We start from the raw sequence: 23847 nt of genomic DNA on the forward strand, positions 1-23847 counted from the left end.
GTCTTCATCGTCTCACCCGGGTGCTGATATTGCGGCACGCAAGGGGGTACCTCGCAGGCATTGCCGGACGGTCAGAGGTGCTCGGGAAGGACTTCGCGTGCCAGGTCGGCGATGCGGCGTTCATTGGGGAACGAAAGCTTGCGGGCAAGCTCGTGGATGGGAACCCAGGCAACATCAACCGCTTCCTTGTCAGGATCGTTTTCGATGGTGAGTTCGCCGCCGGTGGCGCGCAGCAGGTAGTGATGAACTGTCTTGTGCACGCGGTGCCCGCTGACGGTAAACCAGTAATCGATGCTGCCCAGCGGGGCCAGGATGTCACCGTCGATGCCGGTTTCCTCGGCGATCTCACGGACCGCGGCTTCCTCGTTGTTCTCCCGGCCCTCCGGATGGCCCTTGGGGAGGCACCACTCCAGCCGTCCGCCCCTATTAAGGCGGGCAATAATCGCAACCCTCAGCTCGTCGTCGGACGTGTCCACCACGACGCCGCCGGCGGAGATCTCCTCCACAGTGGGGAGCGAGGCCGGGGCCGAGTGCGGTGCAGGCGCGACGTGGGCACCGATTGCCGACGGCAACGGTGGGTTCGTCCTCCTGCCGGGAGCGCTCGGTACTGGATGGGCCATGCAGTCCACTCTAACGACTCTTGCCCCGCCGTGATGACCGGGACATGGCTTGCAGGTGGACTGCATGTGACCGGGTTCGCCGGAGCCGTCGCACAATGACGGGATTTGGTGCGGTGGGGCTCGGTTTTCTGACAAGCTTAAGTAACTATGGCGCACGCACATCAAAAGACTGATCTTCACACCGTTGACTTCCAGGTGGACCCGGTGGTCCTGGAGCTCGGCCAGCGGTTCGTGGATGCCGGTCATGAGCTGTCGCTGGTCGGCGGCCCGGTCCGGGACCTCTTCCTGGGCCGCACCTCCCCCGACCTCGATTTCACGACGGACGCGACGCCGGACCAGACAGTGGCGCTGATCAAGAAGTGGGCGGACAACTTCTGGGAGATCGGACGCGCCTTCGGAACGATCGGCATGCGCAAGGCCGGATTCCAGATTGAAATCACCACCTACCGCGCCGAGGCCTACGACCCCGAGTCGCGGAAACCTGTGGTGGCCTTCGGGTCCTCCCTCACAGACGACCTGCTGCGCCGCGACTTCACCATCAATGCCATGGCCCTGCGGCTGCCGTCGATGGAGCTTGTGGATCCTTTCGGCGGAGTCCGTGACCTGCACGCCTCGGCGCTGGCCACCCCGGGTGCTCCCGAGGCATCCTTCTCCGACGATCCGCTGCGGATGATGCGGGCCGCCCGGTTTGCATCCCAGCTGGGCGTCACTGTACGGGACGATGTCCGCACTGCCATGACCCGGATGGCCGAACGCATCAGCATCATCTCGGCCGAACGCGTCCGCGATGAGCTGGTCAAGCTCGTCTGCGGGCGGCACCCGCGCGTGGGCATCGACCTGCTCGTGGATACCGGCCTGGCTGAGTTCGTGCTGCCCGAGGTGTCCGCACTGCGGCTGGAAGCGGACGAGCACCACCGCCACAAGGACGTGTACCAGCACTCCCTCCAGGTCCTGGAGCAGGCGGCGGCTTTGGAGACGGATTCCGACGGCGCCGTCCCCGGCCCCGACTTTGTCCTCCGGTTTGCGGCACTGATGCACGACGTCGGGAAGCCGGCTACGCGCCGGTTCGAACCGGGCGGTGCGGTCAGTTTCCGCCACCACGACATGGTGGGGGCGAAGCTGACGACTAAGCGGATGAAGAAGCTGCGCTTCGACAACGACACCACTAAGGCAGTGGCCCGCCTCGTCGAGCTGCACATGCGCTTCTACGGCTACGGTGACGCCGGCTGGACCGATTCCGCAGTCCGGCGCTTCGTCACCGACGCCGGTCCCCTGCTGGAGCGCCTGCACCGGCTGACCCGCTCCGACGTCACCACCCGCAACCAGCGCAAGGCCGACCGGCTCTCCTTCGCCTACGACGACCTCGAATCCCGCATTGCCGCCCTCCGTGAGCAGGAATCCCTGGACGCGGTCCGGCCGGACCTCAACGGCGCCGAGATCATGGCCCTGCTGGACCTCAAGCCCGGGCCTGTCGTGGGCAGGGCGTACAAGTTCCTGCTGGAGGAACGGATGGAAAATGGCCCGCTCGATCATGCCGACGCCGAGTCCCGGCTGCGGGCCTGGTGGGCTGAGCAGCCTGAGTCAGCTGCTACTTCCGTATCTGCCGCTTCTCCCGCCGACGTCGAATCTTCCCTAACCGAGGAGTCCAAGTGAACGCCGCCAACATCGCCCGCCCCCAGCTCTGGATCCTGCGGCACGGCGAAACCGAATGGTCCAAGAGCGGTCAGTACACCGGGCTGACAGACCTGCCCCTGACAGTGGAGGGTGAACAGCAGGCGGTCGAGGCACGCCGGATCCTGGACACCGTCGACTTCGACCTGGTCCTGACCTCCCCGCTGCGCCGGGCCCGGCGGACCGCGGAACTCGCCGGATTCCCGGACGCCGTCCACGAACCGCTGGCCGTCGAATGGGACTACGGCGACTACGAAGGCATCAGCTCCGACCTGATCCGCAAGGACAACCCCGATTACCTCATCTGGACGCACGGGGTCCCCAACGGCGAAAAGCTGGAGGATGTCGCGGCACGGGCAGACAAGATCATTGCCCGGGTTTTGGAGTCCGGACTGGACAACGTCCTCATTGTGGCCCATGGCCACTTTTCCCGGATCCTCACCGCCCGCTGGCTCGAACTCGATCCAACTGAGGGCCGGCATTTCCTTCTCGGAACAGCCAAAGTCTGCACCCTCGGCTGGGACAAAAGGACCCCCGTGATTCTCCGCTGGGGCCTGTAAAAACGTCCTTTTTGGATTTGTTTTTCGAATTTTTGAAAAATAAGTAGTCAGCCCCGGCATTTCTGGTGTACTTTTATTCCTGACCCCAGAGCGATCTGCCGGGGTCTTGGCGCACGCTGTTCGGCCAGTCAGCCGGAACAGCGGCATAGCAGAAAAGGAGGTTGGGAAAATGATTACTTTGACTAGCGGATGGAAGATGACCATCATCGCGTTTCCGGCCTTCGTTGCTGACCCGCGCCCTCTTCACGGACTCGCCCGAGCCCAATTCTGACTCCCCGGCCGCTCTCCCGCTGACGCGGAAGAGCGGTGAGGAGATCGGCAGCTGATTCTGCTGCTTTCTCAGGAACCCTGACCCCGGCGGTCTGATGTAGCGGAACCACGCGGTTGCGCAGCTTCCCCATAATTCCGAACCCTGCTTCTTGTTGGGGATTGCCGCGCCACCGTTTCGTGGGCCAATTTACCGCTTTTGCGGATTTCTTTTCCTTGCCGGGCATTTCTTTGTCCGTTTACGGTCATTTCTTTGCATGCCTGAATGGCTCTAATTGCCGTGCCCGGATTCTTTTCCTCATTTCCTGAAAGGAGGTGAAATTATGCTCCGCAAACTTCAGGAGTTCCTTTTCGGCCTTGGTTCGGCAGCGGTCCAGCAGCCCCAGTTCGACGGACAGATGCTGGACCGGAAGCGGGAGGACGTCTACACGCTCATGCACGAGCAGATGATCAGCCTGCGCTAACCGTATGCCCGCAGCCGTCGGCCAGCGACCCACCGGTAAGCTCGAGACCATGCAGGAGACACAGCCGCCGCCCGATCGAAAGCTCGCGCGCCTGGTGGTGCCGAGCCGCAGCGACCGCTTCCTGCGGAACTTTACCGAGCTCATCGGCGGGCCCCTGGGCCAGCGGTCTGCCCCGGGGGTGGTCGCGTCCGGCTTCTTCACGGTGGAACGCGTACTGATCGTCCTGACCGTGCTGGCCGCCCTGGCAGCCATCATCATCAAGGACTACTGCCGGGTGAACGGCTGGGAGACGCCGTCGCAGTTCTACGCGACCTGCTACTCAGATTTCCCAGAACTGTTCCGCAACCGGGGCCTTGGCGACGGGGCTTTTCCGTTTTTCACCCCGGGTGCCCTCTTCGAGTATCCGGTCCTGATGGGTCTGATTGCAGGCATCACGGCCCATCTGGTGCCGGGCGACGGAGTCACGGATGCCCGGATCCTCGGCTACTTCGACGTCAACGCAACCCTGGTTGCCGCCGTCTGGATCGTCACCGTGCTGGCCACGGCCCGGATGACCCGGCGGCGGCCCTGGGACGCGGCCATGGTGGCCCTTGCGCCGGGCATCGTCCTCGCCGGAGTGATCAACTGGGACATGTGGGCCGTGGCCATGCTGGCCCTTGGCATGTACTTTCTGTCCCGGGAACGGCTGGTATTTGCCGGCATCCTGATCGGCCTGGGAACCGCCACCAAGCTGTACCCCGTCCTGGTCTTCGGTGCCATCTTCCTGTTGGCCCTGCGCACCGGGAAGATCCGGGCCTTCGTAATCCCGGCGGTGTCAGCCGCCGCAGCCTGGCTTGCCGTCAATCTGCCCATTGCCGCGCGGGACCCGGCCGGCTGGAAGTACTTCTTCGAGTTCACCCAGGACCGCCCGGCGGGCTACAGCTCACCCTGGTTTGCGTACAACCTGGTGGCCGGGCGGGTGCGCTGGACGCTCCTCACCCCGGAGGTCATCAACACGCTGGCGCTGAACGTGTTCCTGCTGGCCTGCGTCCTCATTGCGGTCCTGGCCCTGACCGCCCCGCAGCGGCCGCGGATTGCACAGCTGACCTTCCTCATCGTGGCGGCCTTCATTCTCACCAACAAGGTCTACTCGCCCCAGTTTGTCCTGTGGCTCGTGCCGCTGCTGGCCCTCGCCCGGCCGAAGTGGCGTGATTTCCTGATCTGGCAGGGCATCGAGGGGCTGCATTGGGCGGCCATCTGGATGTATCTTGGCCAAGTGACCAGCGGTGGCGTCTCACAGCACAACATCGACATGCCCTATTACGTCCTGGCCGTCGCCGCTCATATGCTTGCAACGGCATATCTCATGCTGCGGGTCGCCTGGGACGTATGGGACCCCCGGTATGATCCCATCCGGCGGCACGACATGGACGACCCCCACGGCGGTCCCTTCGACCGTGCCCCGGACTGGTTGCGGATCGATCCGTTCCGTCCCTCTGCTTCCCTGGTCCCGTGGCGAACGGTTGCCCGCGATGTCTGATGTCGCCGTCGTTGGTTCGGGACCCAACGGACTCGCCGCCGCCGTCGTCATGGCGCGGGCGGGACTCAAGGTGCGCGTGTACGAGGCCGCGGACCAGCTCGGCGGAGGGTCCCGGACGTCACAGGTCATAGAGGAAGGGCACTGGCACGACGTCTGCTCGGCCGTGCACCCGATGGCCCTGGCCTCGCCTTTTTTCCGGGCGTTCGAGCTGGCGCGCCGTGTGGACCTGCGGCTCCCGCCGGTACAGTTCGGCTCACCGCTGGACGGTGGCCGGTCCGCCTTGGCATACCGTTCACTCGACCGGACCGCCGACGAGCTGGGCAGGGACGGGCACGCCTACCGAAGGCTCCTCGCTCCGCTGGTGCGGCACATCGACGGCATAGTGCAGACCACGTCCGACCAGCTGCTGCGCGTTCCCGGCGACCCGCTGGCCGCCGCCGTTCTGGGACTGCGGACCTTTGAGCAGGGATCGGCTCTCTGGAACCTGCGTTTCCGGCAGGACCTGGCACCCGCCCTCGTCAGCGGCGTGGCAGCCCACGTGGTGGGCCGCCTCCCATCCCTGTCCGGAGCGGGTGCCGGCCTGCTGCTCAACGCGCTGGCGCACAGCGGGGGCTGGCCGATTCCAGTGGGCGGATCGTCGGCCATCGCCGAGGCCATGGCCGGCGACATCGAAGCCCACGGCGGCGAACTGCAGACGGGAATCCGGGTCACGTCGCTGGCGGAGCTCGAGCCGGCGAAGGCAGTACTTCTGGACGTGGCTCCCCCAGCCCTGTCCCGCATCGCGGGCAGCCGCCTGCCCGCGTCCTACCGCCGGGCACTGGAGTCCTTCCGGTTCGGGAACGGTGCGTGCAAGGTGGACTTCATCCTCTCAGGGCCGGTGCCGTGGACCGCTGCAGGACTGGCAGGGGCCGGAACGGTGCACGTGGGCGGCACCCGGGCAGAGATGGCGGACGCGGAAAACGCCGTGTCCCACGGCAGGCACCCGGAACAGCCCTACGTCCTGGTTTCGCAGCCGTCCGTGGTCGATCCCGGCCGCGCGCCGCAGGGCAGGCACATCCTCTGGACCTACTGCCATGTTCCCGCGGGGTCCACAGTGGACATGGGCCAGGCCGTCATGGACCAGCTGGAGCGCTTCGCACCCGGCTTCCGTGACATCGTGCTGCGGCACAAGGTCACGACGGCGGCAGAACTGGCCGCCTACAACGAGAACTACGTCGGCGGCGACTTCAGCGCCGGCCTGCTGGACCCCCGCGGCCTGATCCAGCGGCCGGTCGTCTCGCCCGTTCCCTGGCGCACTCCCGCACGCGGCGTATACCTGTGCTCCTCCTCCACGCCGCCCGGACCCGGCGTCACGGGCATGTCCGGGTTCCGCGCCGCCAAATATGCACTCAAGGACATCTTCGGGCTGGAGGTCCCGGCACTGGGCCTGTAGCCGGGGCGGGCCGCGGGCGCCGCCCGCGGCTGTGGCGGCGTTGATTCGTGGCTGGCGAGCCATTGCCGCCGGGGGATAATAGCGCGGTGGGGAACACTCAAAAAATTTCACTTGTCCTTGCCGGTCTCATACTTAGCGGTTCATTGGTGGCGTGCGACGACGGCCGCGGCGGCGCGGAAGCAGCCGCCAAGCAGCTGGCCTCGGCCGTCGCGGGCCTGGACCTGCGCCCGGTGGCCTTCGACGGCCGTGACTCGTCGGTGGCCAACGACCAGCTCAACCAGGTCTTTAAGGCACTGGCGCCTGCCAAACCGTCCGTCGAAGCCGGTGAACTGACGCTTGACGGCGACACTGCGCGGATACCGCTTAACTACAGCTGGAAGATTTCCACCGGCGAGTGGAAGTACACCGTCTCAGCCGACCTGCGTAAATCCGGTGACAAATGGCTGACCGTCTGGTCGCCCGGGCTGCTGGTCCCGAACCTGGCCGAAGGGGAAATCCTCAGCAAGGCGACCCAGTCGTCCCCGCGCGCCGACATCCTCGGTGCCGGCAACCAGAAGCTCGTGACGCTGCGCCCGGTGGTCAACGTGGGCATCGACAAGCCCCAGCTGGGCGGCGCCGATGCCGCAGACTCGGCCACCAAGCTCGCCAAGCTGGTGGGCGTGGATCCCGCAGCCTACGTGCAGCAGGTCGAGGCGTCCGGCGCCGAGGCGTTCGTTCCCGCCATCACCCTGCGCAACACCAGCGACCGGGCCGTCACCGATGCCCAGATCGAGGCCATCCCGGGAGGCCGGGCCATCCCGGACGAACTGCCGCTGGCACCGACGCGGAACTTCGCCCGGGCCGTTCTTGGCACCGTTGGCCAAGCCAGCGCTGAACAGATCGAAAAGTCCAAGGGCACCCTCACCGCGGGTGACGTCATCGGCACGGGCGGACTCCAGCAGCAGTACGACGCCCAGCTCCGGGGTACGGACGGCACCGTTGTCCGCGTGCAGCGCGCCGACCTGACCCGCGAAGAGATCCAGGCCGCGCCCACGGACCCGCGGCGCACTGTCTTCGAAGTGAAGCCAGTTCCCGGCACGCCGCTGCAAACCACCCTCGACACGAAACTGCAGCAGCTTGCCGAGGACACCCTTGCCGACATCAAGCCGGCGGCCGCCATCGTGGCGCTCCGGCCCTCTACGGGAGCCGTGCTGGCCGCCGCATCCGGACCCGGAAGCAACGGCTACAACACGGCCATGCTCGGACAGTACGCGCCGGGATCCACCTTCAAGGTGGTGGACTCCCTTGCCATGATCCGCAACGGATTCACCCCCGATTCGACCGTCGAATGCACGCCTACGCTCACCGTGGACGGACGGAAATTCAAGAACGCCGAGGGCTACCCCAAGGACTCCCTCGGCTCCGTAACCCTGCGTGACGCCTTCGCGCACTCCTGCAATACCGCCTTCATTGCCGCCCGGGACAAGGTCACCCAGGCCCAGCTGGAATCGGCCGCCACCTCCCTCGGCGTCGCCGTGGAGGCGCCGAAGCTGGGCGCCGAGGCCTTCATGGGCTCCGTTCCCGGCGAGGCCGAGGGCACCGAACACGCGGCGGCCATGATCGGCCAGGGCAGGGTCCTGATGTCGCCGCTGGCGGCGGCCGTGATGGCAGGCTCGGTGGCCAAGGGCGCACCCGTCTCCCCCGTCCTGGTGGAAGAGAGCGCTCCCTCCGCATCGGCGTCGGCTAGCCCGGCGCCGACCCCGGAAGGTTCCGCCCCGTCGTCGACCGTTACAGCGGAAGCGCCCAACAAGACCGTCCAGACCCCCGTCACCAAGGCGGAAGCTGCGTCCCTCGCGGACATGATGCGTGCGGTGGTGACCTCCGGCCACGCCGGCTTCCTGGCCGATGTCCCCGGCGAGCCCGTGGGTGCCAAGACAGGCACCGCCGAGTTCGGTAACGCCAAGCCGCCCAAGACCCACGCCTGGATCATCGCCGTGCACGGGGACCTGGCCGTGGCTGTTTTCGTCGAGGACGGCGGGCTCGGCGCCACCACTTCCGGCCCGCTCCTGAAGAAGTTCCTGACCGCCGCCGGCTGACACCCCGCGCGCGTCCCCCTCCCGCGCTGGAGTTTTTGTCCACTTGTCGCGACTTTAAGGCCCTTTTGGGCACGATATCTGGACAAAAACTCCGGCGGGCGGGCGTGGGAGAATTGCCCGGTGGCCCATATTGACGTTTCCGGCATCGACTACTTCCTCTCCGACGGCACCCAGCTGCTGAACGGGGTGACCTTCAAGGTCCCGGACGGCACCAAGACGGCGCTCATCGGACCCAACGGCACGGGCAAAACCACCCTGTTCCGCATCATCGCCGGGGACCTGACCCCGGACGAGGGCGTGGTCGGCCGCTCCGGGAACATGGGCATCATGCGCCAGTTCGTGGGGCAGGTCCGCGACGGCTCCACGGTCCGCGACCTTCTGGTGTCCGCCGCACCTCCGGCGCTGGCGGACGCCGCCCGCGCCGTGGATGAGGCCGAGCTGGCCATGATGGAGCACGACGACGAGCCCACCCAGATGCGCTACGCCCAGGCAATCGTGGACTGGGGGGACGCCGGCGGGTACGACGTCGAAACCGTCTGGGACGAGGTCTGCATGGCCGCGCTGGGCCTGCCTTTCGACCGTGCCCAGCACCGCCGCGCGTCCACGCTGTCCGGCGGTGAGCAGAAGCGTCTGGTTCTTGAGGCGCTCTTCGCCGGCCCCGACGAACTGCTGCTCCTCGACGAACCGGACAACTACCTCGACGTCCCCGGCAAGCGCTGGCTCGAGGAGAAGCTGAACGAATCGAAGAAGACAGTCTTCTTCATCAGCCACGACCGCGAGCTGCTGAACAACGCCGCCGGCCGCATCGTCACGCTCGAGCCGGGCATCAACGGCGCAGGCGCCTGGATCCACGGCGGCGGCTTCGGCTCCTATGTGGAGGCCCGGGCGGACCGCAACGCGCGCTTCGAGGAGCTTCGCAAACGCTGGGACGAGGAGCACGCCAAGCTCAAGGAACTCGTCAACATGTACAAGAACAAAGCCGCCTTCCGCTCGGACATGGCCAACCGGTACCACGCCGCCCAGACGCGGCTGGCGAAGTTCCTCGAGGCCGGCCCGCCCGAAGCACTGCCGATCGAACAGAACGTCCAGATGCGGCTCAAGGGCGGCCGCACCGCCAAGCGGGCCATCGTGGCCGAAAAGCTGGAGCTGACCGGCCTGATGAGGGCCTTCTCCACCGAGATCTGGTTCGGTGACCGGGTGGGCGTGCTGGGCTCGAACGGCTCCGGCAAGTCACACTTCCTGCGGCTGCTGGCCACCGGGGGCACCGATCCGGAGCGGGAACACCTTCCGGTGTCCGACGTCGAAATAGCCGAAGTGCCCCATGAGGGCACCGTGAAACTCGGCGCCCGTATCCGGCCCGGGTTCTTTGCCCAGACGCACGTCCGGCCCGACCTGCTTGGCAAGACCCTGCTGGAGATCCTGCACCGCGGCGATGAGCACCGTTCCGGCCTGGGCCGCGAGGCCGCCGCCGGCGCACTCGACGGCTACGGGCTGGCGGGACAGTCGGAGCAGAAGTACGAGTCGCTGTCCGGCGGCCAGCAGGCACGGTTCCAGATCCTGCTCCTGCAGCTGTCCGGGGCAACACTGCTGCTCCTGGACGAGCCCACCGACAACCTCGACCTGCATTCGGCCGAGGTGCTGGAGCGGGCCATCGACCACTTCGAAGGCACCGTCCTGGCCGTCACCCACGACCGCTGGTTCGCCCGGACCTTCGACCGCTTCCTGGTCTTCGGCTCCGACGGCAAGGTGTACGAGTCCGCCGAGCCTGTCTGGGACGAGAAGCGGGTGGAACGCGCCCGCTGACCCCTGACGCACTCTCATTTCCTGCACGTTTTGCCGCGACGCTCTCGCACCCGGTGAGAGAGCGTTGGCCGGTTTGCTGCAGGACGTGAGAGAGCGTTGGCGGCGGCATTAGAGTTGTCGAATGACCACAACCCAGCAGCTTGCCGGCCGGCAGGTGTCCGCCGCCGCCCTGGCCACGTTCATCATTTTCGGTGCGAACGGCCTGGTCTTTGCGAGCTGGGCCGCCCGCATCCCGGCTGTCACGCAGATCCTGGGGATCTCGTCGGGCCAGATGGGAACCCTGCTGCTGTGCACCGCCGTCGGTTCGCTGATCGCGCTGCCCACCGCCGGCCACGTCATCACCCGGATCGGCACCGCCAACAGCGTCCGCGCCAGCGGGCTCCTGGCCGCGCTGGCGAGTGTGGGAGTCTCTGTGTCGCTGCTCGCTGAGTCAGTGCCCGGCACAGCGGTCTCGCTCCTCTTCTTCGGCATGGGCGTCGGGCTGTGGGACGTCTCCCAGAACGTTGAAGGGGCCGACGTCGAGCACCGGCTCCGCAAGACAGTGATGCCGAAGTTCCACGCGGCGTTCAGCGGCGGTGCTTTCGTGGGTGCGCTGATCGGTGCAGGCCTGTCCGGACTGGGCGTCGGCCTGCCCCAGCATCTGCTGGCCATCGCCGCCGCCGTGGCAGTGCTGACGCTGGTGGTCCCCCGTTATTTCCTCCCTCACACCGCACCGGAAAAGCCGGCCGACGGCGAAGCCAAGGTTCCCCGCGGACCATCGGCCTGGCGGGACGGCCGCACCCTGCTCATCGGCGTGGTGGTCCTCGGCGCCACGCTGACCGAGGGGGCCGGCAACGATTGGATCGCCAAGGCGTCAGTGGACGGGCTGGGGAGCTCCGAGTCAACGGGCGCGCTGCTCTTTGCCCTCTTTGTGCTGGCCATGACCGGCATGCGGTTCTTCGGCGGCGGTGTCATCGACAGATACGGCCGGGTGGCAGTGCTCCGCGGAAGCATGGCGGCTGCCGCCCTGGGCCTGGCACTGTTCGTGTTCGCCGGAAACCTTTGGCTGGCCGCCGTCGGGGCAGCGCTGTGGGGAGTGGGCGCGGCGCTGGCGTTTCCGATGGGAATGTCGGCAGCGGCGGACGATCCGCGGCATGCGGCGGCCAGGGTCGCGGTGGTTTCCACCATTGGCTACGTTGCATTCCTGGCCGGCCCCCCGCTGCTTGGCTACCTGGGGGACCTGACTGGAATCCACCTGGCACTGCTGGCGATCGGTGTGCCTATCCTGGTCGCCCTGCTGCTCGCCGGCGTCGCCAAACCGCTTCCCGGCAGGGAATGACCCGCGGCGAATGACCCGCCGGGGCGGAAATCTGCCGTAGCGGGAACACACGCCTGTACCGGGCGGTAGGGTGGGGAAATGCGACGAATGCTGCGCCGCGGACCGGGCTGGGTTGCCGCCCTGGACCGCACGTTGATGCGGGCTGTCTCCGGCTTCCCGGGCGGCCACCATGACACCTTCTTCCGGCGGCTCTCAGCCTCCGCCAACAAGGGAAAACTCTGGTTTGGCGTCGCCGCCGTGGCGGCCGCCATCCCGGGACGCACCAGGCGCGCGGCGGTCCATGGGCTGCTGGCCCAGGGCGTGGCGTCAGCCGTGACCAACCTCGTTTTCAAGACCCTGCTCCCCCGCGCCCGGCCGCTGCCCGAGCATCTGCCAGTGTTCCGCTTCGTCCATCCGCAGCCCACCAGTTCGTCCATGCCGTCGGGCCACTCCGCCTCGGCAGTGGCGTTCGCGCTCGGCACCGGACTGGTGCAGCCCGCGCTCGGAGCAGTCGTCGCCCCGGTGGCGGCCGGCGTTGCATACTCGAGGGTGCATACAGGTGCGCACTGGCCCTCCGATGTGCTGTTCGGCTCGGCGATCGGGGCCGGCGCGGCCCTCGTGACGAGGAAGTGGTGGCCGGTCCGGCCACCCATGCCTGCCACCGCCAGGCGTCGGGTGGACGCGGCCAAGGTCCCGCAGGGCGAGGGCCTGAGTATCGCGGTGAACACGCTGGGCGGTTCCTTCACGGAAGAAACCGCAGCAGCCCTGAAGCAAGTATTCCCTCTCGCGCATATAACGCTGATGGCACCGGATGACGATGTCGCCGAGCGGATGGCGGAGGCAGCCGCTGTGCCGGGCATCCGCGCCCTTGGAGTGTGGGGCGGGGACGGTACGGTGGGCACTGCTGCCGCTGCCGCCGTCGAACGTGATCTTCCCTTGCTGGTCCTGGCCGGCGGAACCCTCAACCACTTCGCCAGGGACGCCGGAACGCCTTCCCTGGTGGAGGCGGTGGCTGCGGCGGAACGCGGCGAAGCGGCGCTGGCCGACGTGGGCGCCGTTGCAGTGGAACGCGGCCTCGCGGACGATCCGGAAAAGGTGGAGCTCATCATGCTCAACACCGCGAGCATCGGTCTCTACCCGAACCTGGTGCGGCGCAGGGAACATCTCCAGCCCGCCCTGGGGAAGCCGCTCGCCGGCGTGGTGGCGATGTTCCGGACCTTCGCCATGGAGAAGCCCATCACGCTCATCGTCGACGGCGTCCGGCACAGGCTGTGGATCATGTACCTGGGCCGCGGCCGCTACTACCCGCGGGACCACGCCCCCCTCTTCCGGCCGGTGCTGGACGACGGCGTGCTGGACGTCAGGATGATAACCGCCGACGAGTCCTTCGCCCGGCTGCGGATGCTCTGGTCAGTGCTGACCGGCACGGTGGCGACGTCCAGGATCACCCACCTGACCGAAGCCACCCGCGTCCGCGTGGAATGCGGCACGGCACCCATGGTGCTCGCCGTGGACGGCGAAGCCATGCCCGGTGTCCGTGCCGCCGAGTTCACCCTGAAGCGTGCCGCCCTGCGCTACTACTCCCCGGCGGAAGACAGCTGACGCCGGGAAGGGGACGCATCCGCTCATCCCACCGGATGACGGGCAGAACCCTGATTCGCCCCTGAATCATCCCTGAGACCGGCGAATTCGGCAGACGGCATCGGTAGCGTGGAACGTGCACACCAGACAGCACGCCCGCAGCTATGCAAAGGAAAGCTTCCATGATTGAGGCAGAAGGCCTGACGAAGGTCTACGGCGACAAAACCGCCGTCGGCGGCGTCAGTTTCACCGTCCAAGCCGGCCAGGTCACCGGCTTCCTGGGACCCAACGGGGCCGGCAAGTCAACCACCATGCGCATGATCATGGGCCTGGACACCCCGACGGCGGGAACGGTCACCGTCAACGGCGTGCCGTTCGCCAAGCACACGGCACCGCTCCGCGAAATCGGCGCGCTGCTGGACGCCAAGGCCGTCCACACGAGCCGCTCCGCGTACAACCACCTGCTGGCCATGGCTGCCACGCACAGCATCCCGCGGAAGCGTGTGCACGAGGTCATCGACATGACAGGCCTCGCTGATGTGGCCCGGAAGAAGGTCAAGGGGTTCTCCCTCGGCATGGGCCAGCGGCTGGGCATCGCCGCCGCGCTCCTCGGCGATCCGCAGACCATCATCCTGGACGAACCCGTCAACGGCCTCGATCCGGAAGGCGTGGTCTGGGTGCGGAACCTCGTGAAGTATCTGGCCTCCGAGGGACGCACGGTGTTCCTCTCCAGCCACCTGATGAGCGAGATGGCCCTGACCGCAGACCACCTGATCGTGATCGGCCGCGGAAAAATCATCGCCGACGCGCCCATCAAGGACATCATCACGGGCAAGGGCCAGAGCCGGACCCGCGTGCGCTCCGACCAGCCTGACCGTCTCATGAACGTCCTTGCCGGAACCGGGGTCTCGGTGGAGCTGCAGGACCACGAACTCCTTGAGGTCACGGGCCTGGATCCCCGCCAGATCGCCCGCACCGCACTGGACAACCAGGTTCTGATCTACGAGCTCACCCCGCTCCAGGCGAGCCTCGAAGAGGCCTACATGGAGCTGACCAAGGACGAGGTCGAATACCACTCGCTGATCACCACGGGAGCCCCGGTTCCCGCCCAGTCCGGAGGCAACTGACGCCATGAGCACATCGACTTCCACCCAGCCCGGTCCCGGCCGCGCCGCCATCCGCCACGCAGCTGGCCCTGGTCCCGGTCCGAGCTTCTTCCGCGTCCTGAACTCGGAATTCATCAAATTCCGGACGCTCCTGTCCACCATGATCCTGCTCGCTTCGACGGCCGTCGTCATGGTGGGCTTCGGCGCCCTGTCCGCCTGGGGAACGGGCCAGTTCGCGGACCAGGCCGCCTCCGACCCCGAGGCAGCCGCAGCCATCGCGGCACAGGGCGGCGACCTCGCCGTCACGGTCCCCACCTCCGGCGTATCCTTTGCGCAGCTGATCCTGGGCTCACTGGGCGTCCTGCTCATGAGCTCGGAGTTCACCACCGGCATGGCACGCTCCACCTTCGCGGCCGTGCCCAAGAGGCTCCCGGCGTTCGTCGCCAAGCTCGTGGTAGTGGTCGTCAGTGCCTTTGCCCTGACGGCGGTGTCCACCTACATCGCCGGCCTGGTGGCGGTGCCGATCCTGGACAACTTCGGCCTCAAGCTCGACCTCGCCAGCTCGCAGTCCGTCAAGCTGCTGCTCGTCACCAGCGCCTACGTGGCCGCGGTGGCCGCCATCGGCATGGCGCTCGGCACGCTGCTGCGGAATTCGGCCGGCGGCATCATGGCACTCGTCGGTCTGTTCTTCGTGGCACCCATCGCGTTCCAGCTCATCCCGGGCGACTTCTTCGAGGAGGCCCGCAAGTACCTCCCCGGAAACACGATCAACCCTTTGACCGCCGTGGAGCATGTCCCGGACACGCTCGAGGTCTGGCAGGCGGCCCTGGTGCTGGGCGCCTGGGTGGTGGTGCCGGTGGTCCTGGCCATGGTCCTGCTGAAGAAACGGGACGTCTAGCCGCATCCAGGCTCTCCCCATGATTGACACGGTTTCCGGAAGGGACGCGCCAGCCACCCAGGCTGACGCGTCCTTTGCCGAGCTCGCTGCCCGCCGCCGGGGCCTGCTCCGGCGCTACCTGTACCGGCGGCCGCGGGTAATGGATGCCGTGGTGGTCGCCTGCTATGCGGTGCTGGTGGTGCCCACCGTGATCGACGCCGTGAATGCCGGCAGGTGGGCCGCTGTGGGGCTGCTCGCCGCCGTGGCGCTGTCCCTGTTCCTGCGGCGCCGGCGCCCGGTGACCGTGGTGGCGTTCGTCGCGGTGGCCGAAGTCGGCGTGACCCTGCTGCACCCGTGGGGATCCAACGTTTCGGCGGGGCTGTGGTTCTCGCTGTACGCGGTTGCCGTGGTCCATACCCGCCGCTTTGCCCTGGTAACCATGGCAGTGGCCACCGCGCCGCTGGCCCTGCTGTACTTCCTGTCCGCGGTGGGGCCGCTGGAGCGGGAACTGCCGAACCGTCCGGTCTCGCCCGAGGAGTTCCACCTCGTGACCAGCATTGCGGCCGGCACCAGCATCGCGTTTTCCAACATCATCGCCACCGGAATCGGAATTTCGGTCCGCCAGCGGCGCGAGCATGAGCAGGAAATCGCGGCATGGGCGGCCCAGTCCGCCCGCCTGGGCTCGGTCAACGAACGCAACAGGATCGCCCGGGAGATGCACGACGTCGTGGCCCATTCGCTGACCGTCATGGTCGCCCTGTCCGACGGGGCCGCCGTCGTGGTCCGCCGTGATCCGGAACGTGCGGCGGAGGTCCTCGCGGAACTGTCCCGGACCGGCCGTGCCGCACTGGCCGACATGCGCAGGGTGCTCGGGGTTCTGCGGGATGACGCAACCGGGGGCCAGGCGCCCCGTGAGCCCCTCGCGGACGGTGCCAGTCTCGGGAAGCTGCTGGACGGCTTCCGGACCGCAGGCCTTCCGGTCCATTACTCGCACACGGGCCCGGCACTGCCCGAGGATGTGGCGCTCCAGCTGACGGTTTACCGGATCGTGCAGGAATCGCTGACCAACGTACTGCGCTACGGCCGGGCGCTGAGCCGGGTGGACGTGTTGGTGGTGCGCGAGGATTCCATGGTCACCATTGACGTGCTCGACGACGGCCGGGGCACCGTTGACATGGTCACCCCGGGCGGGACGGGCCAAGGCCTGACCGGGATGAAGGAACGGGCCGGAATCTACGGCGGTACGGTGGAGGCGGGGCCGGCAGCAGGCGGTGGCTGGCACGTTCGGGCGGTCCTGGCACTGAACGGCAGGATGCAGGACGGCCGGATGCAGAACGGCAACACGGGGAACGGCACATGGGGGAAAGAATGAACGAATCCGGGCGACTCCGCGTCCTGCTGGCGGATGACCAGCCGCTGCTGCGGATGGGTTTCCGGCTCATCCTCGAGGGTGAGGACGGCCTCGAGGTGGTGGGTGAGGCCTCCGACGGGGCCGACGCCGTCCGCCAGGTGGGCCGGCTCGATCCCGACGTCGTGCTGATGGACGTCCGGATGCCCACCCTCGACGGGATCGAGGCCACGCGGGCCATCACCAGATCAGGCGCACGTGCCAGGATCATCATCCTGACCACCTTCGACCTGGACGAGTACGCCTTCGCCGGGCTCCAGGCCGGTGCCTCGGCGTTCCTGCTGAAGGATGTGGCACCCGCCGAACTGGTCCAGGCCGTGCGGGTGGTGGCCAGCGGGGATGCCGTGGTGGCGCCTCGCGTCACCCAGCGGCTTCTGGAGACGTACGTCCGCGGCGCCGGACCGGCCCCCGCGCCGGATGCTTTGGGCACGCAGGCCCCGCCGGCAGCGGTGCCTGCTTCACGCGACCCGCTGCTGGAGGACCTGACGCCCCGGGAAACCGAGATGCTGGAGGCGATGTCCGAGGGGTTGTCCAACGCGGAGATCGCGCACCGCTATTTCCTCTCGGAGGCCACGGTGAAGACCCACGTGCGGCGGATCCTGACCAAGCTGCACCTGCGGGACCGTGTCCAGGCCGTGGTCTACGCCTACGAGACCGGCCTGGTGACCCCCAGCAACCCGGACTACTGAGGGCAACCCGGACTACTGACACGACCGGCCGGGGATGCAGGCACAGCTCCCGCACAGGGAGGCCCTATGCACGTCATAGCCTGCTGGAGTTGGATGGTGCCATGACAGTCACACCCGAGGGACAGCCGCCCCGGCACGAGCCGCATCCCAACCATGACCGCGGCCTGGAGTTCGACCTCTCCACGCTCATGTCGCGCCGCTCGCTGGGCATGTTCCTCGGCGCCGGCACGGCCGCCGCGCTGGCGGCCTGCACGCCCGGCGGGTCGTCGTCCGCACCGTCGGGATCGCCGTCGTCGGCTTCCGCCGGCTCAACGGCGTCCGCGTCGCCCACCGTGACCCGGGCCATCGCCGAATGCGGCGTGGAGATTCCGCAGGAGACGGCCGGACCGTACCCCGGCGATGGCTCCAACGGACCGAACGTGCTGGAAGCCTCCGGCGTGGTCCGGCAGGACATCACCTCGAGCTTCGGCACGTCCGCCACGAAGACGGACGGCGTGCCGCTGACCGTCACGCTGACCCTGCTCGACAACGCCAACGGCTGTGTCCCGCTGGCCGGCGCGGCCGTCTACGCCTGGCACTGCGACAAGCAGGGCAGGTACTCGCTCTACGATTCGGGGCTGGAGAACGAGAACTTCCTGCGCGGCGTGCAGGAGGCGGACGCCAACGGCCAGGTCACCTTCAAGACCGTCTACCCCGGCGCCTACAACGGCCGCTGGCCGCACATCCACTTTGAGGTGTTCGAGTCCATGAACAACGCCACGGCGGCGGGCCAGGTGCTCGCCGTCTCGCAGATCGCCCTGACCGATGCCGCCTGCCGGGAGGTCTATGCCTCCACGGGCTACGAAACCAGCGCCCGGAACTTCCCAAACACCACGCTGAGATCGGACAACGTGTTCGGCGAGGACGGCGGCATCTACCAGTTGGCCACCATGTCCGGGTCCGTCGCCGCCGGGTACACGGCAGGGCTCAACGTCACCATCTAGCGCACCGCTAGACTCGGAGCCATGCCTCTCCATTCCTCCGCCGCAGAGCACATCCGGGACCTGGGCGACTACGTCAGCGCCTCGCCGTCGAGCTTTCACGCCGCCCACGAGGGCGCCCGGCGCCTCACGGAAGCAGGCTTCACCGGCCTGGACGAGCTGCAGCCGTGGGAGGCAACGGCTGGCAAGTTCTACATCGTCCGGGACGGTGCCCTCATTGCCTGGGTCACTCCTGTTGATGCCGGCCCCACCACCGGCTTCAACATCCTGGGCGCCCACACGGATTCGCCGTCGTTCAAGCTAAAGCCCAGGCCGACCACGGGCCGGTTCGGCTGGCTCCAGGCCGGCGTGGAGGTCTACGGCGGGCCGCTGCTGAACTCGTGGCTGGACCGGGAACTGCAGCTGGCGGGGCGCCTCGTAATGCTCGACGGCACGCAGCACCTGACGGCCACCGGCCCGATGCTGCGTTTTCCGCAGCTGGCCATCCACCTGGACCGGGCCGTGAACGAGGGCCTCACGCTGGACAAGCAGCAGCACATGAATCCGGTGTTCGGGCTCGGCGATCCCGGCGCCGAGGACCTGCTGGCGGTGCTGGCCGAACGGGTTTCCGGCGATGCCGGACCGGTTGACCCGGCCCGGATCGGCGGGTACGACGTCGTCATCGCGGACACGCAGCCGCCTGCGGTTTTCGGGGTCAGGGGTGAGTTCTTCGCCTCCGGGCGCCTGGACAACCTGTCCGCCACGCACGCCGGAATCACCGCGCTGATCGCGCACGCTGACGCTTCCGACGGCGGCCCGGCGGCTTCCGGGGGGACCGCACCGATTCCGGTGCTCGCCGCCTTCGACCACGAGGAAATCGGGTCGGCGTCCCGGTCCGGGGCATGCGGGCCGGTCCTGGAGGACATCCTGGTCCGGATCTCGGACGGCCTGGGCGCCTCGGCGAGCCAGCGGCGGCAGGCGTTCGCGGCGTCGTTCTGTGTTTCCGCCGATGCGGGCCACGCCGTCCACCCCAACTATGCCGAACGGCACGATCCCGTCAACCGCCCCGTCCTCAACGGCGGGCCGCTGCTGAAGATCAACGCCAACCAGCGGTACGCCACCGACGCCGCCGGAGCTGCGCTCTGGGCGCGGCTGTGCGGCGAGGCCGGGGTTCCCTTCCAGGAGTTTGTCTCCAACAACGTGATGCCGTGCGGTTCCACGATCGGCCCGCTGACGGCCACCCGGCTGGGCATCAGGACCGTGGACGTGGGTGTTCCGCTGCTGTCGATGCACTCTGCCCGGGAGCTTTGCGGCGTTGAGGACCCGCACCGCCTGGCACGGGTGACTGAGCTGTTCTTCGGAGCCGCGGCGCACTCCTAGCGCGCGGGTGACAGATTTCCGCCCGGTTACAAAAGTGCCTTTTGGACAACTTTTGTTGCATGCTGTGGTGCATGGCTGGAAATGTGCCCGTTTTGAATTGCCGTAAACTGTGTCTTTGCACAGCCCGGACCTGCCCCCGGCTCCCTTAGTGTGAAACGCACAGTGTGGTCCCCGGCACAGACGCTGCCGCCCGGCCACCGCCCAAAACCTGCAATCAAAACGAGGATGGCGCAGCCATGCACGCTGACCAACAACTGTCGAAATCCCTAAAACCCCGGCACCTGTCCATGATCGCCATCGCCGGTGTCATCGGCGCCGGCCTGTTCGTCGGCTCCGGAGCGGCCATCCAGCAGGCCGGTCCCGGCATCCTGCTGGCCTACATGGCCGCAGGCATCGTGGTCATTCTGGTCATGCGGATGCTGGGCGAGATGGCGGCCGCGAACCCTGAAACCGGATCCTTCTCCACCTACGCGGACAAGGCGCTCGGCCGCTGGGCGGGCTTCAGCATCGGCTGGCTCTATGCGTGGTTCTGGATCATCGTGCTGGGCATCGAAGCCACGGCCGGGGCCGCGATCATGCACCGCTGGGTGCCCGGCATTGACCAGTGGGTCTGGGCCCTGGTGCTCATGGTCCTGCTCACGCTGACCAACCTGGGCTCGGTGAAGTCCTACGGGGAGTTCGAGTTCTGGTTCGCCTCCATCAAGGTCACCGCCATCATCCTGTTCCTCCTGTTTGGCGTGGCTGCGATCCTCGGTCTGGTTCCGGGCGTTCCGGCGCCGGGACTGAGCAACCTGACGGGCAACGGCGGCTTCCTGCCCAACGGCCCGGGAGCGGTCCTGGCCGGCATCCTCGTGGTGGTCTTCGCGTTCTTCGGGGCGGAGATCGCCACCATCGCGGCCGGTGAATCCGAGAACCCGGTGGAGGCGGTCAAGAAGGCCGTCCGGTCCACCGTGTGGCGGATCCTCGTCTTCTACATCGGCTCCATCGCCATTGTTGTCACGCTGCTCCCCTGGAACTCCGCCAACGTGGCCAAGAGTCCGTACGTCGCGGTCATCGAACTGTTCGGCATCCCCGGTGCGGGCACCATCATGGACATCGTGGTCCTGACGTCTGTGCTGTCCTGCCTGAACTCGGGCCTCTACACGGCCAGCCGCATGCTGTTCTCGCTCTCGCAGCGCGGCGACGCCCCGAAGTCCTGGACCCGCATCTCCAGGCGCGGTGTGCCCGCAGCTGCGGTGCTGGCCTCCACCGTGGTCGGTTTCATCACCGTGGGACTGAACTACATCGCCCCGGACACCGTCTTCCTGTTCCTGGTGAACACCTCCGGCGCGATCGCCCTGTTTGTCTGGCTGGTCATCGCCGCGTCCCAGCTGGTGCTGCGCCGCCGGATGGGCGCCGCGGCCAAGGACTTGACGCTGAAGATGTGGCTCTTCCCCTACCTCACCTGGCTGGCAATCGGAAGCATCGTGGCTCTCATCATCGGCATGGTGATCCTGGACTCCACCCGCGAGTCGCTCCTGCTCTCCGTGGCCCTGGCCGTCGTGGTGGTCGGCATCGGCGTGTGGCGCTACCGCAAGGGCGGTCCGGGGCAGGCTCAGGTGCCTGCCGCTTCCGCAACGCCCGCCGAAACCGCAGACGCAGGCGTGGGGTCCGGCCCGGCGTCGTAATTCCGCCCCCATCCTTCCCTTTTGAACCATCCGCCCGGTTGGCCTTCACGGCCTGACCGGGCGGATGGTTTTGGTTGGGTGTCATGCTTCCGGTTCAGCCCTGCCTGGGAGCGAACATGATGAGGGCGACGCCAACGAGGCAGACGGCGGCACCGATGAGGTCCCAGCGGTCGGGCCGGAAGCCGTCCAGAAGCACGCCCCACGCCAGGGACCCGACGATGAAGACTCCGCCGTATGCCGCGAGGACCCGGCCAAAGTGGGCATCAGGCTGGAACGCGGCCACGAAACCGTAGAGCCCCAGCGCCACAATCCCGAGTCCGGCCCACCACCACGCCTTGTCTTCCCGCACGGCCTGCCAGATCAGCCAGGCTCCGCCGATCTCGGCCACGGCGGCCAGGGTGAAAAGGAGCACGGATTTCAGAATCGTCATGGGTCCAGTATTCCGCCCGGTTTTCCACATAGGCGGCCAGGCACTTCCTGCCCGTCATGGGGCCCAGTAGCCTAGGACCTGTCCGAATCGCGGAATTCCTCCCCGATGCACTAAGATAGTGAAGTCTGTGCTGCGCCCTGGTCCATTTTTAGACGCGGGCGTGCACGGCATCGCAAATGAACCTCCTGTTACGGAAATACCGTAACCGCTTAGCCCAAAGGAGGTGGGTTCACATATGCGTCCTTACGAATTGATGGTAATCATCGACCCCGAGGTCGAAGAGCGTACCGTAGAGCCGTCGCTTCAGAAGTTCCTGAACGTCATCACCAACGATGGTGGAACCATCGAAAAGGTTGACATCTGGGGCCGTCGCCGTCTGGCTTACGACATCAAGAAGAAGTCCGAAGGTATCTACGCCGTGGTGAACTTCACCGCGACGCCGGCTACCGCCAAGGAACTTGACCGCCAGCTGGGTCTCAACGAGACCATCATGCGCACCAAGATCATCCGCCCCGAAGAGCAGAAGGTTGTTGCTGAGTAATTTCAGCTCCCAACTTTCATTCTTTACCCCGCAGGAACGAACAAGGAGGCAGTAGATGGCAGGCGAAACCACTATTACGGTCATCGGTAATCTCACCAATGACCCCGAACTGAGGTTCACACCGTCAGGTTCGGCAGTAGCGAACTTCACCATCGCGTCCACGCCTCGCACCTTCGACCGCCAGTCCAATGAGTGGAAGGACGGGGAAACCCTGTTCCTCCGCGCTTCGGTCTGGCGCGAGGCAGCAGAAAACGTCGCCGAGTCGCTCACCAAGGGCACCCGTGTGATTGTTTCCGGCCGCCTGAAGAGCCGTTCCTACGAAACAAAAGAAGGCGAGAAGCGCACCGTTATCGAGCTCGAGGTCGACGAAATCGGCCCCAGCCTGCGTTACGCGAATGCCAAGGTCAACCGCACCCAGCGCTCCGGCGGCCAGGGCGGTTTCGGCGGCGGCAACAGCGGCGGATTCGGTGGCGGTGGATTCGGTGGCGGCCAGGGTGGAAACCAGGGCGGCAACACCGGAGGAAACTGGGGCGGCAACCAGCAGCCCGCAGCGCAGGATGACCCCTGGGCCACGCCCGGAGTCAGCAATGCGGGCGGCGGCTGGGGCAACGGCCCGGATTCCGAACCTCCCTTCTAAAACATAAACAAAGGTCCGGCGCAGCATGCGCCACAGCGTTCCATATGGAACGTTCTGTGCACGCCGCGGTCGGACCACCACCATCCCGTGGATCACGATTCACGGGCTCCCTAGAATAGGAGCTCCACGATGGCTAAGGCTGAACTCCGTAAGCCCAAACCAAAGTCCAACCCCTTGAAGGCCGCTGACATCACTGTCATCGACTACAAGGACGTAGCATTGCTGCGCAAGTTCATCTCCGACCGCGGAAAGATCCGCGCCCGTCGCGTCACCGGCGTTACGGTCCAGGAGCAGCGCAAGATCGCCCAGGCAATCAAGAACGCCCGCGAAGTTGCTCTGCTGCCCTACTCCGGCGCTGGCCGGGGCTAAGGAAAGGGATTAACTAACATGGCAAAGCTCATTCTGACCCACGAAGTAACCGGTCTCGGTGCTGCTGGCGACGTTGTCGAGGTCAAGGACGGTTACGCACGTAACTACCTGCTGCCCCGCGGTTTCGCCCTGACCTGGTCGAAGGGTGGCGAGAAGCAGGTTGAGTCCATCAAGGCTGCCCGCGTTGCCCGCGAGCACGCTTCCCTGGAAGATGCTCAGAAGCAGGCCGCCGCTCTGTCCGCCAAGCCGGTCAAGCTGGTTGTCAAGGCCGGCGAAAGCGGCCGCCTGTTCGGCACGGTCAAGCAGGCCGACGTTGCCGCCGCTGTTGAGGCCGCAGGCCTGGGCAGCATCGACAAGCGCAAGGTTGAACTGCCGGCTCACATCAAGTCGGTCGGTTCTTACCAGGCCAACGTCCGTCTGCACGACGACGTTGCCGCTGTGATCGAACTCGACGTAGTCGCAGGCAAGTAGCAGTCCCGGCTTTCGCCGGATCTG

Annotated in this window: 22 protein-coding genes; 20 read left to right on the top strand and 2 right to left on the bottom strand. The window is 66.8% G+C overall.

All coding sequences use genetic code 11. The features are described 5' to 3' along the window. Positions 1-71: 71 nt before the first annotated feature. Complete coding sequence (locus R5O87_RS14040) at positions 72-572, bottom strand: NUDIX hydrolase (protein ID WP_076799448.1); 501 nt, start codon at positions 570-572, stop codon at positions 72-74. A 195-nt stretch (positions 573-767) separates the two neighbouring features. Here R5O87_RS14040 and R5O87_RS14045 point away from each other — a divergent pair, with 195 nt between their 5' ends. From R5O87_RS14045 to R5O87_RS14120, 16 genes are all read left to right on the top strand, one after another. Next, entirely contained in the window at positions 768-2273 is a 1506-nt protein-coding gene (locus tag R5O87_RS14045) for a CCA tRNA nucleotidyltransferase (protein ID WP_410556527.1), read from the top strand. Then, the gene (locus R5O87_RS14050) at positions 2270-2851 is read left to right on the top strand and encodes a histidine phosphatase family protein (RefSeq protein WP_410556526.1); all 582 of its coding nucleotides are present in this window, start codon (positions 2270-2272) and stop codon (positions 2849-2851) included. The genes R5O87_RS14045 and R5O87_RS14050 overlap by 4 nt, the downstream gene beginning before the upstream one ends. A 590-nt stretch (positions 2852-3441) precedes the next feature. Then, a complete protein-coding gene (locus tag R5O87_RS14055; protein WP_410556525.1) occupies positions 3442-3582 on the top strand; it encodes a hypothetical protein in 141 nt (46 codons plus the stop codon). A 49-nt stretch (positions 3583-3631) separates the two neighbouring features. Further along, positions 3632-5101 (top strand): glycosyltransferase family 87 protein, encoded by a 1470-nt coding sequence (locus R5O87_RS14060; RefSeq protein ID WP_410556524.1) that lies wholly within the window; start codon positions 3632-3634, stop codon positions 5099-5101. After that, a complete protein-coding gene (locus R5O87_RS14065) occupies positions 5094-6533 on the top strand; it encodes a phytoene desaturase family protein (RefSeq protein WP_410556523.1) in 1440 nt (479 codons plus the stop codon). Before R5O87_RS14060 ends, R5O87_RS14065 begins: the two co-directional genes overlap by 8 nt. Positions 6534-6619: 86 nt before the next feature. Then, positions 6620-8608 (top strand): penicillin-binding transpeptidase domain-containing protein, encoded by a 1989-nt coding sequence (locus R5O87_RS14070; RefSeq protein ID WP_410556521.1) that lies wholly within the window; start codon positions 6620-6622, stop codon positions 8606-8608. A gap of 120 nt (positions 8609-8728) precedes the next feature. Beyond that, entirely contained in the window at positions 8729-10411 is a 1683-nt protein-coding gene (locus tag R5O87_RS14075; protein WP_410556520.1) for an ABC-F family ATP-binding cassette domain-containing protein, read from the top strand. A gap of 121 nt (positions 10412-10532) precedes the next feature. Beyond that, on the top strand, positions 10533-11729 hold the full coding sequence (locus R5O87_RS14080; protein ID WP_410556519.1) for an MFS transporter: 1197 nt from the start codon (positions 10533-10535) through the stop codon (positions 11727-11729). A 78-nt stretch (positions 11730-11807) separates the two neighbouring features. Then, positions 11808-13310 carry a bifunctional phosphatase PAP2/diacylglycerol kinase family protein gene (locus R5O87_RS14085; RefSeq protein WP_410556518.1) on the top strand — a complete coding sequence of 501 codons (1503 nt, stop codon included), beginning with the start codon at positions 11808-11810 and terminating at the stop codon, positions 13308-13310. A 161-nt stretch (positions 13311-13471) separates the two neighbouring features. Then, entirely contained in the window at positions 13472-14416 is a 945-nt protein-coding gene (locus tag R5O87_RS14090) for an ABC transporter ATP-binding protein (RefSeq protein WP_410556517.1), read from the top strand. Positions 14417-14420: 4 nt separating this feature from the next. Then, positions 14421-15293, top strand: coding sequence for an ABC transporter permease (locus R5O87_RS14095; RefSeq protein ID WP_410556515.1), 873 nt, complete (start codon positions 14421-14423; stop codon positions 15291-15293). Between the two features lie 19 nt (positions 15294-15312). Continuing rightward, positions 15313-16644 (top strand): sensor histidine kinase, encoded by a 1332-nt coding sequence (locus tag R5O87_RS14100; RefSeq protein WP_410556514.1) that lies wholly within the window; start codon positions 15313-15315, stop codon positions 16642-16644. Continuing rightward, the gene (locus tag R5O87_RS14105; protein ID WP_410556513.1) at positions 16641-17369 is read left to right on the top strand and encodes a response regulator; all 729 of its coding nucleotides are present in this window, start codon (positions 16641-16643) and stop codon (positions 17367-17369) included. The genes R5O87_RS14100 and R5O87_RS14105 overlap by 4 nt, the downstream gene beginning before the upstream one ends. 101 nt (positions 17370-17470) lie before the next feature. Further along, a complete protein-coding gene (locus R5O87_RS14110) occupies positions 17471-18352 on the top strand; it encodes an intradiol ring-cleavage dioxygenase (RefSeq protein WP_410556512.1) in 882 nt (293 codons plus the stop codon). A 21-nt stretch (positions 18353-18373) separates the two neighbouring features. Beyond that, positions 18374-19708, top strand: a complete 1335-nt coding sequence (locus R5O87_RS14115) for a M18 family aminopeptidase (protein ID WP_410556511.1) — start codon at positions 18374-18376, stop codon at positions 19706-19708. Positions 19709-19944: 236 nt separating this feature from the next. Further along, complete coding sequence (locus R5O87_RS14120) at positions 19945-21375, top strand: amino acid permease (protein WP_410556510.1); 1431 nt, start codon at positions 19945-19947, stop codon at positions 21373-21375. A 94-nt stretch (positions 21376-21469) separates the two neighbouring features. Here the strand turns inward: R5O87_RS14120 and R5O87_RS14125 are convergent, their stop codons facing one another. Next, positions 21470-21805, bottom strand: a complete 336-nt coding sequence (locus R5O87_RS14125; RefSeq protein WP_410556509.1) for a YnfA family protein — start codon at positions 21803-21805, stop codon at positions 21470-21472. Between the two features lie 235 nt (positions 21806-22040). Here R5O87_RS14125 and rpsF point away from each other — a divergent pair, with 235 nt between their 5' ends. From rpsF to rplI, 4 genes are all read left to right on the top strand, one after another. Then, entirely contained in the window at positions 22041-22346 is a 306-nt protein-coding gene (rpsF, locus tag R5O87_RS14130; protein WP_003800148.1) for a 30S ribosomal protein S6, read from the top strand. Between the two features lie 55 nt (positions 22347-22401). After that, the gene (locus R5O87_RS14135; RefSeq protein ID WP_387102492.1) at positions 22402-22983 is read left to right on the top strand and encodes a single-stranded DNA-binding protein; all 582 of its coding nucleotides are present in this window, start codon (positions 22402-22404) and stop codon (positions 22981-22983) included. Between the two features lie 129 nt (positions 22984-23112). Continuing rightward, positions 23113-23352, top strand: coding sequence for a 30S ribosomal protein S18 (gene rpsR, locus R5O87_RS14140; protein WP_003800144.1), 240 nt, complete (start codon positions 23113-23115; stop codon positions 23350-23352). 18 nt (positions 23353-23370) lie between these two features. After that, positions 23371-23823 carry a 50S ribosomal protein L9 gene (gene rplI / locus R5O87_RS14145; protein ID WP_377960305.1) on the top strand — a complete coding sequence of 151 codons (453 nt, stop codon included), beginning with the start codon at positions 23371-23373 and terminating at the stop codon, positions 23821-23823. Positions 23824-23847: the final 24 nt, after the last annotated feature.

The organism is Arthrobacter globiformis (genome assembly GCF_046536215.2).
Taxonomy (GTDB): Bacteria; Actinomycetota; Actinomycetes; order Actinomycetales; family Micrococcaceae; genus Arthrobacter; species Arthrobacter globiformis_E.

Excerpts from the sequence above, each read along its gene's own strand:
- R5O87_RS14045 (WP_410556527.1), top strand. The coding sequence starts at position 768 with ATGGCGCACGCACATCAAAAGACTGATCTTCACACCGTTGACTTCCAG.
- R5O87_RS14055 (WP_410556525.1), top strand. The coding sequence starts at position 3,442 with ATGCTCCGCAAACTTCAGGAGTTCCTTTTCGGCCTTGGTTCGGCAGCG.
- R5O87_RS14060 (WP_410556524.1), top strand. The coding sequence starts at position 3,632 with ATGCAGGAGACACAGCCGCCGCCCGATCGAAAGCTCGCGCGCCTGGTG.
- R5O87_RS14065 (WP_410556523.1), top strand. The coding sequence starts at position 5,094 with ATGTCTGATGTCGCCGTCGTTGGTTCGGGACCCAACGGACTCGCCGCC.
- R5O87_RS14080 (WP_410556519.1), top strand. The coding sequence starts at position 10,533 with ATGACCACAACCCAGCAGCTTGCCGGCCGGCAGGTGTCCGCCGCCGCC.
- R5O87_RS14085 (WP_410556518.1), top strand. The coding sequence starts at position 11,808 with ATGCGACGAATGCTGCGCCGCGGACCGGGCTGGGTTGCCGCCCTGGAC.
- R5O87_RS14090 (WP_410556517.1), top strand. The coding sequence starts at position 13,472 with ATGATTGAGGCAGAAGGCCTGACGAAGGTCTACGGCGACAAAACCGCC.
- R5O87_RS14095 (WP_410556515.1), top strand. The coding sequence starts at position 14,421 with ATGAGCACATCGACTTCCACCCAGCCCGGTCCCGGCCGCGCCGCCATC.
- R5O87_RS14100 (WP_410556514.1), top strand. The coding sequence starts at position 15,313 with ATGATTGACACGGTTTCCGGAAGGGACGCGCCAGCCACCCAGGCTGAC.
- R5O87_RS14105 (WP_410556513.1), top strand. The coding sequence starts at position 16,641 with ATGAACGAATCCGGGCGACTCCGCGTCCTGCTGGCGGATGACCAGCCG.
- R5O87_RS14110 (WP_410556512.1), top strand. The coding sequence starts at position 17,471 with ATGACAGTCACACCCGAGGGACAGCCGCCCCGGCACGAGCCGCATCCC.
- R5O87_RS14115 (WP_410556511.1), top strand. The coding sequence starts at position 18,374 with ATGCCTCTCCATTCCTCCGCCGCAGAGCACATCCGGGACCTGGGCGAC.
- R5O87_RS14120 (WP_410556510.1), top strand. The coding sequence starts at position 19,945 with ATGCACGCTGACCAACAACTGTCGAAATCCCTAAAACCCCGGCACCTG.
- R5O87_RS14125 (WP_410556509.1), bottom strand. The coding sequence starts at position 21,805 with ATGACGATTCTGAAATCCGTGCTCCTTTTCACCCTGGCCGCCGTGGCC.
- rpsF (WP_003800148.1), top strand. The coding sequence starts at position 22,041 with ATGCGTCCTTACGAATTGATGGTAATCATCGACCCCGAGGTCGAAGAG.
- R5O87_RS14135 (WP_387102492.1), top strand. The coding sequence starts at position 22,402 with ATGGCAGGCGAAACCACTATTACGGTCATCGGTAATCTCACCAATGAC.
- rpsR (WP_003800144.1), top strand. The coding sequence starts at position 23,113 with ATGGCTAAGGCTGAACTCCGTAAGCCCAAACCAAAGTCCAACCCCTTG.
- rplI (WP_377960305.1), top strand. The coding sequence starts at position 23,371 with ATGGCAAAGCTCATTCTGACCCACGAAGTAACCGGTCTCGGTGCTGCT.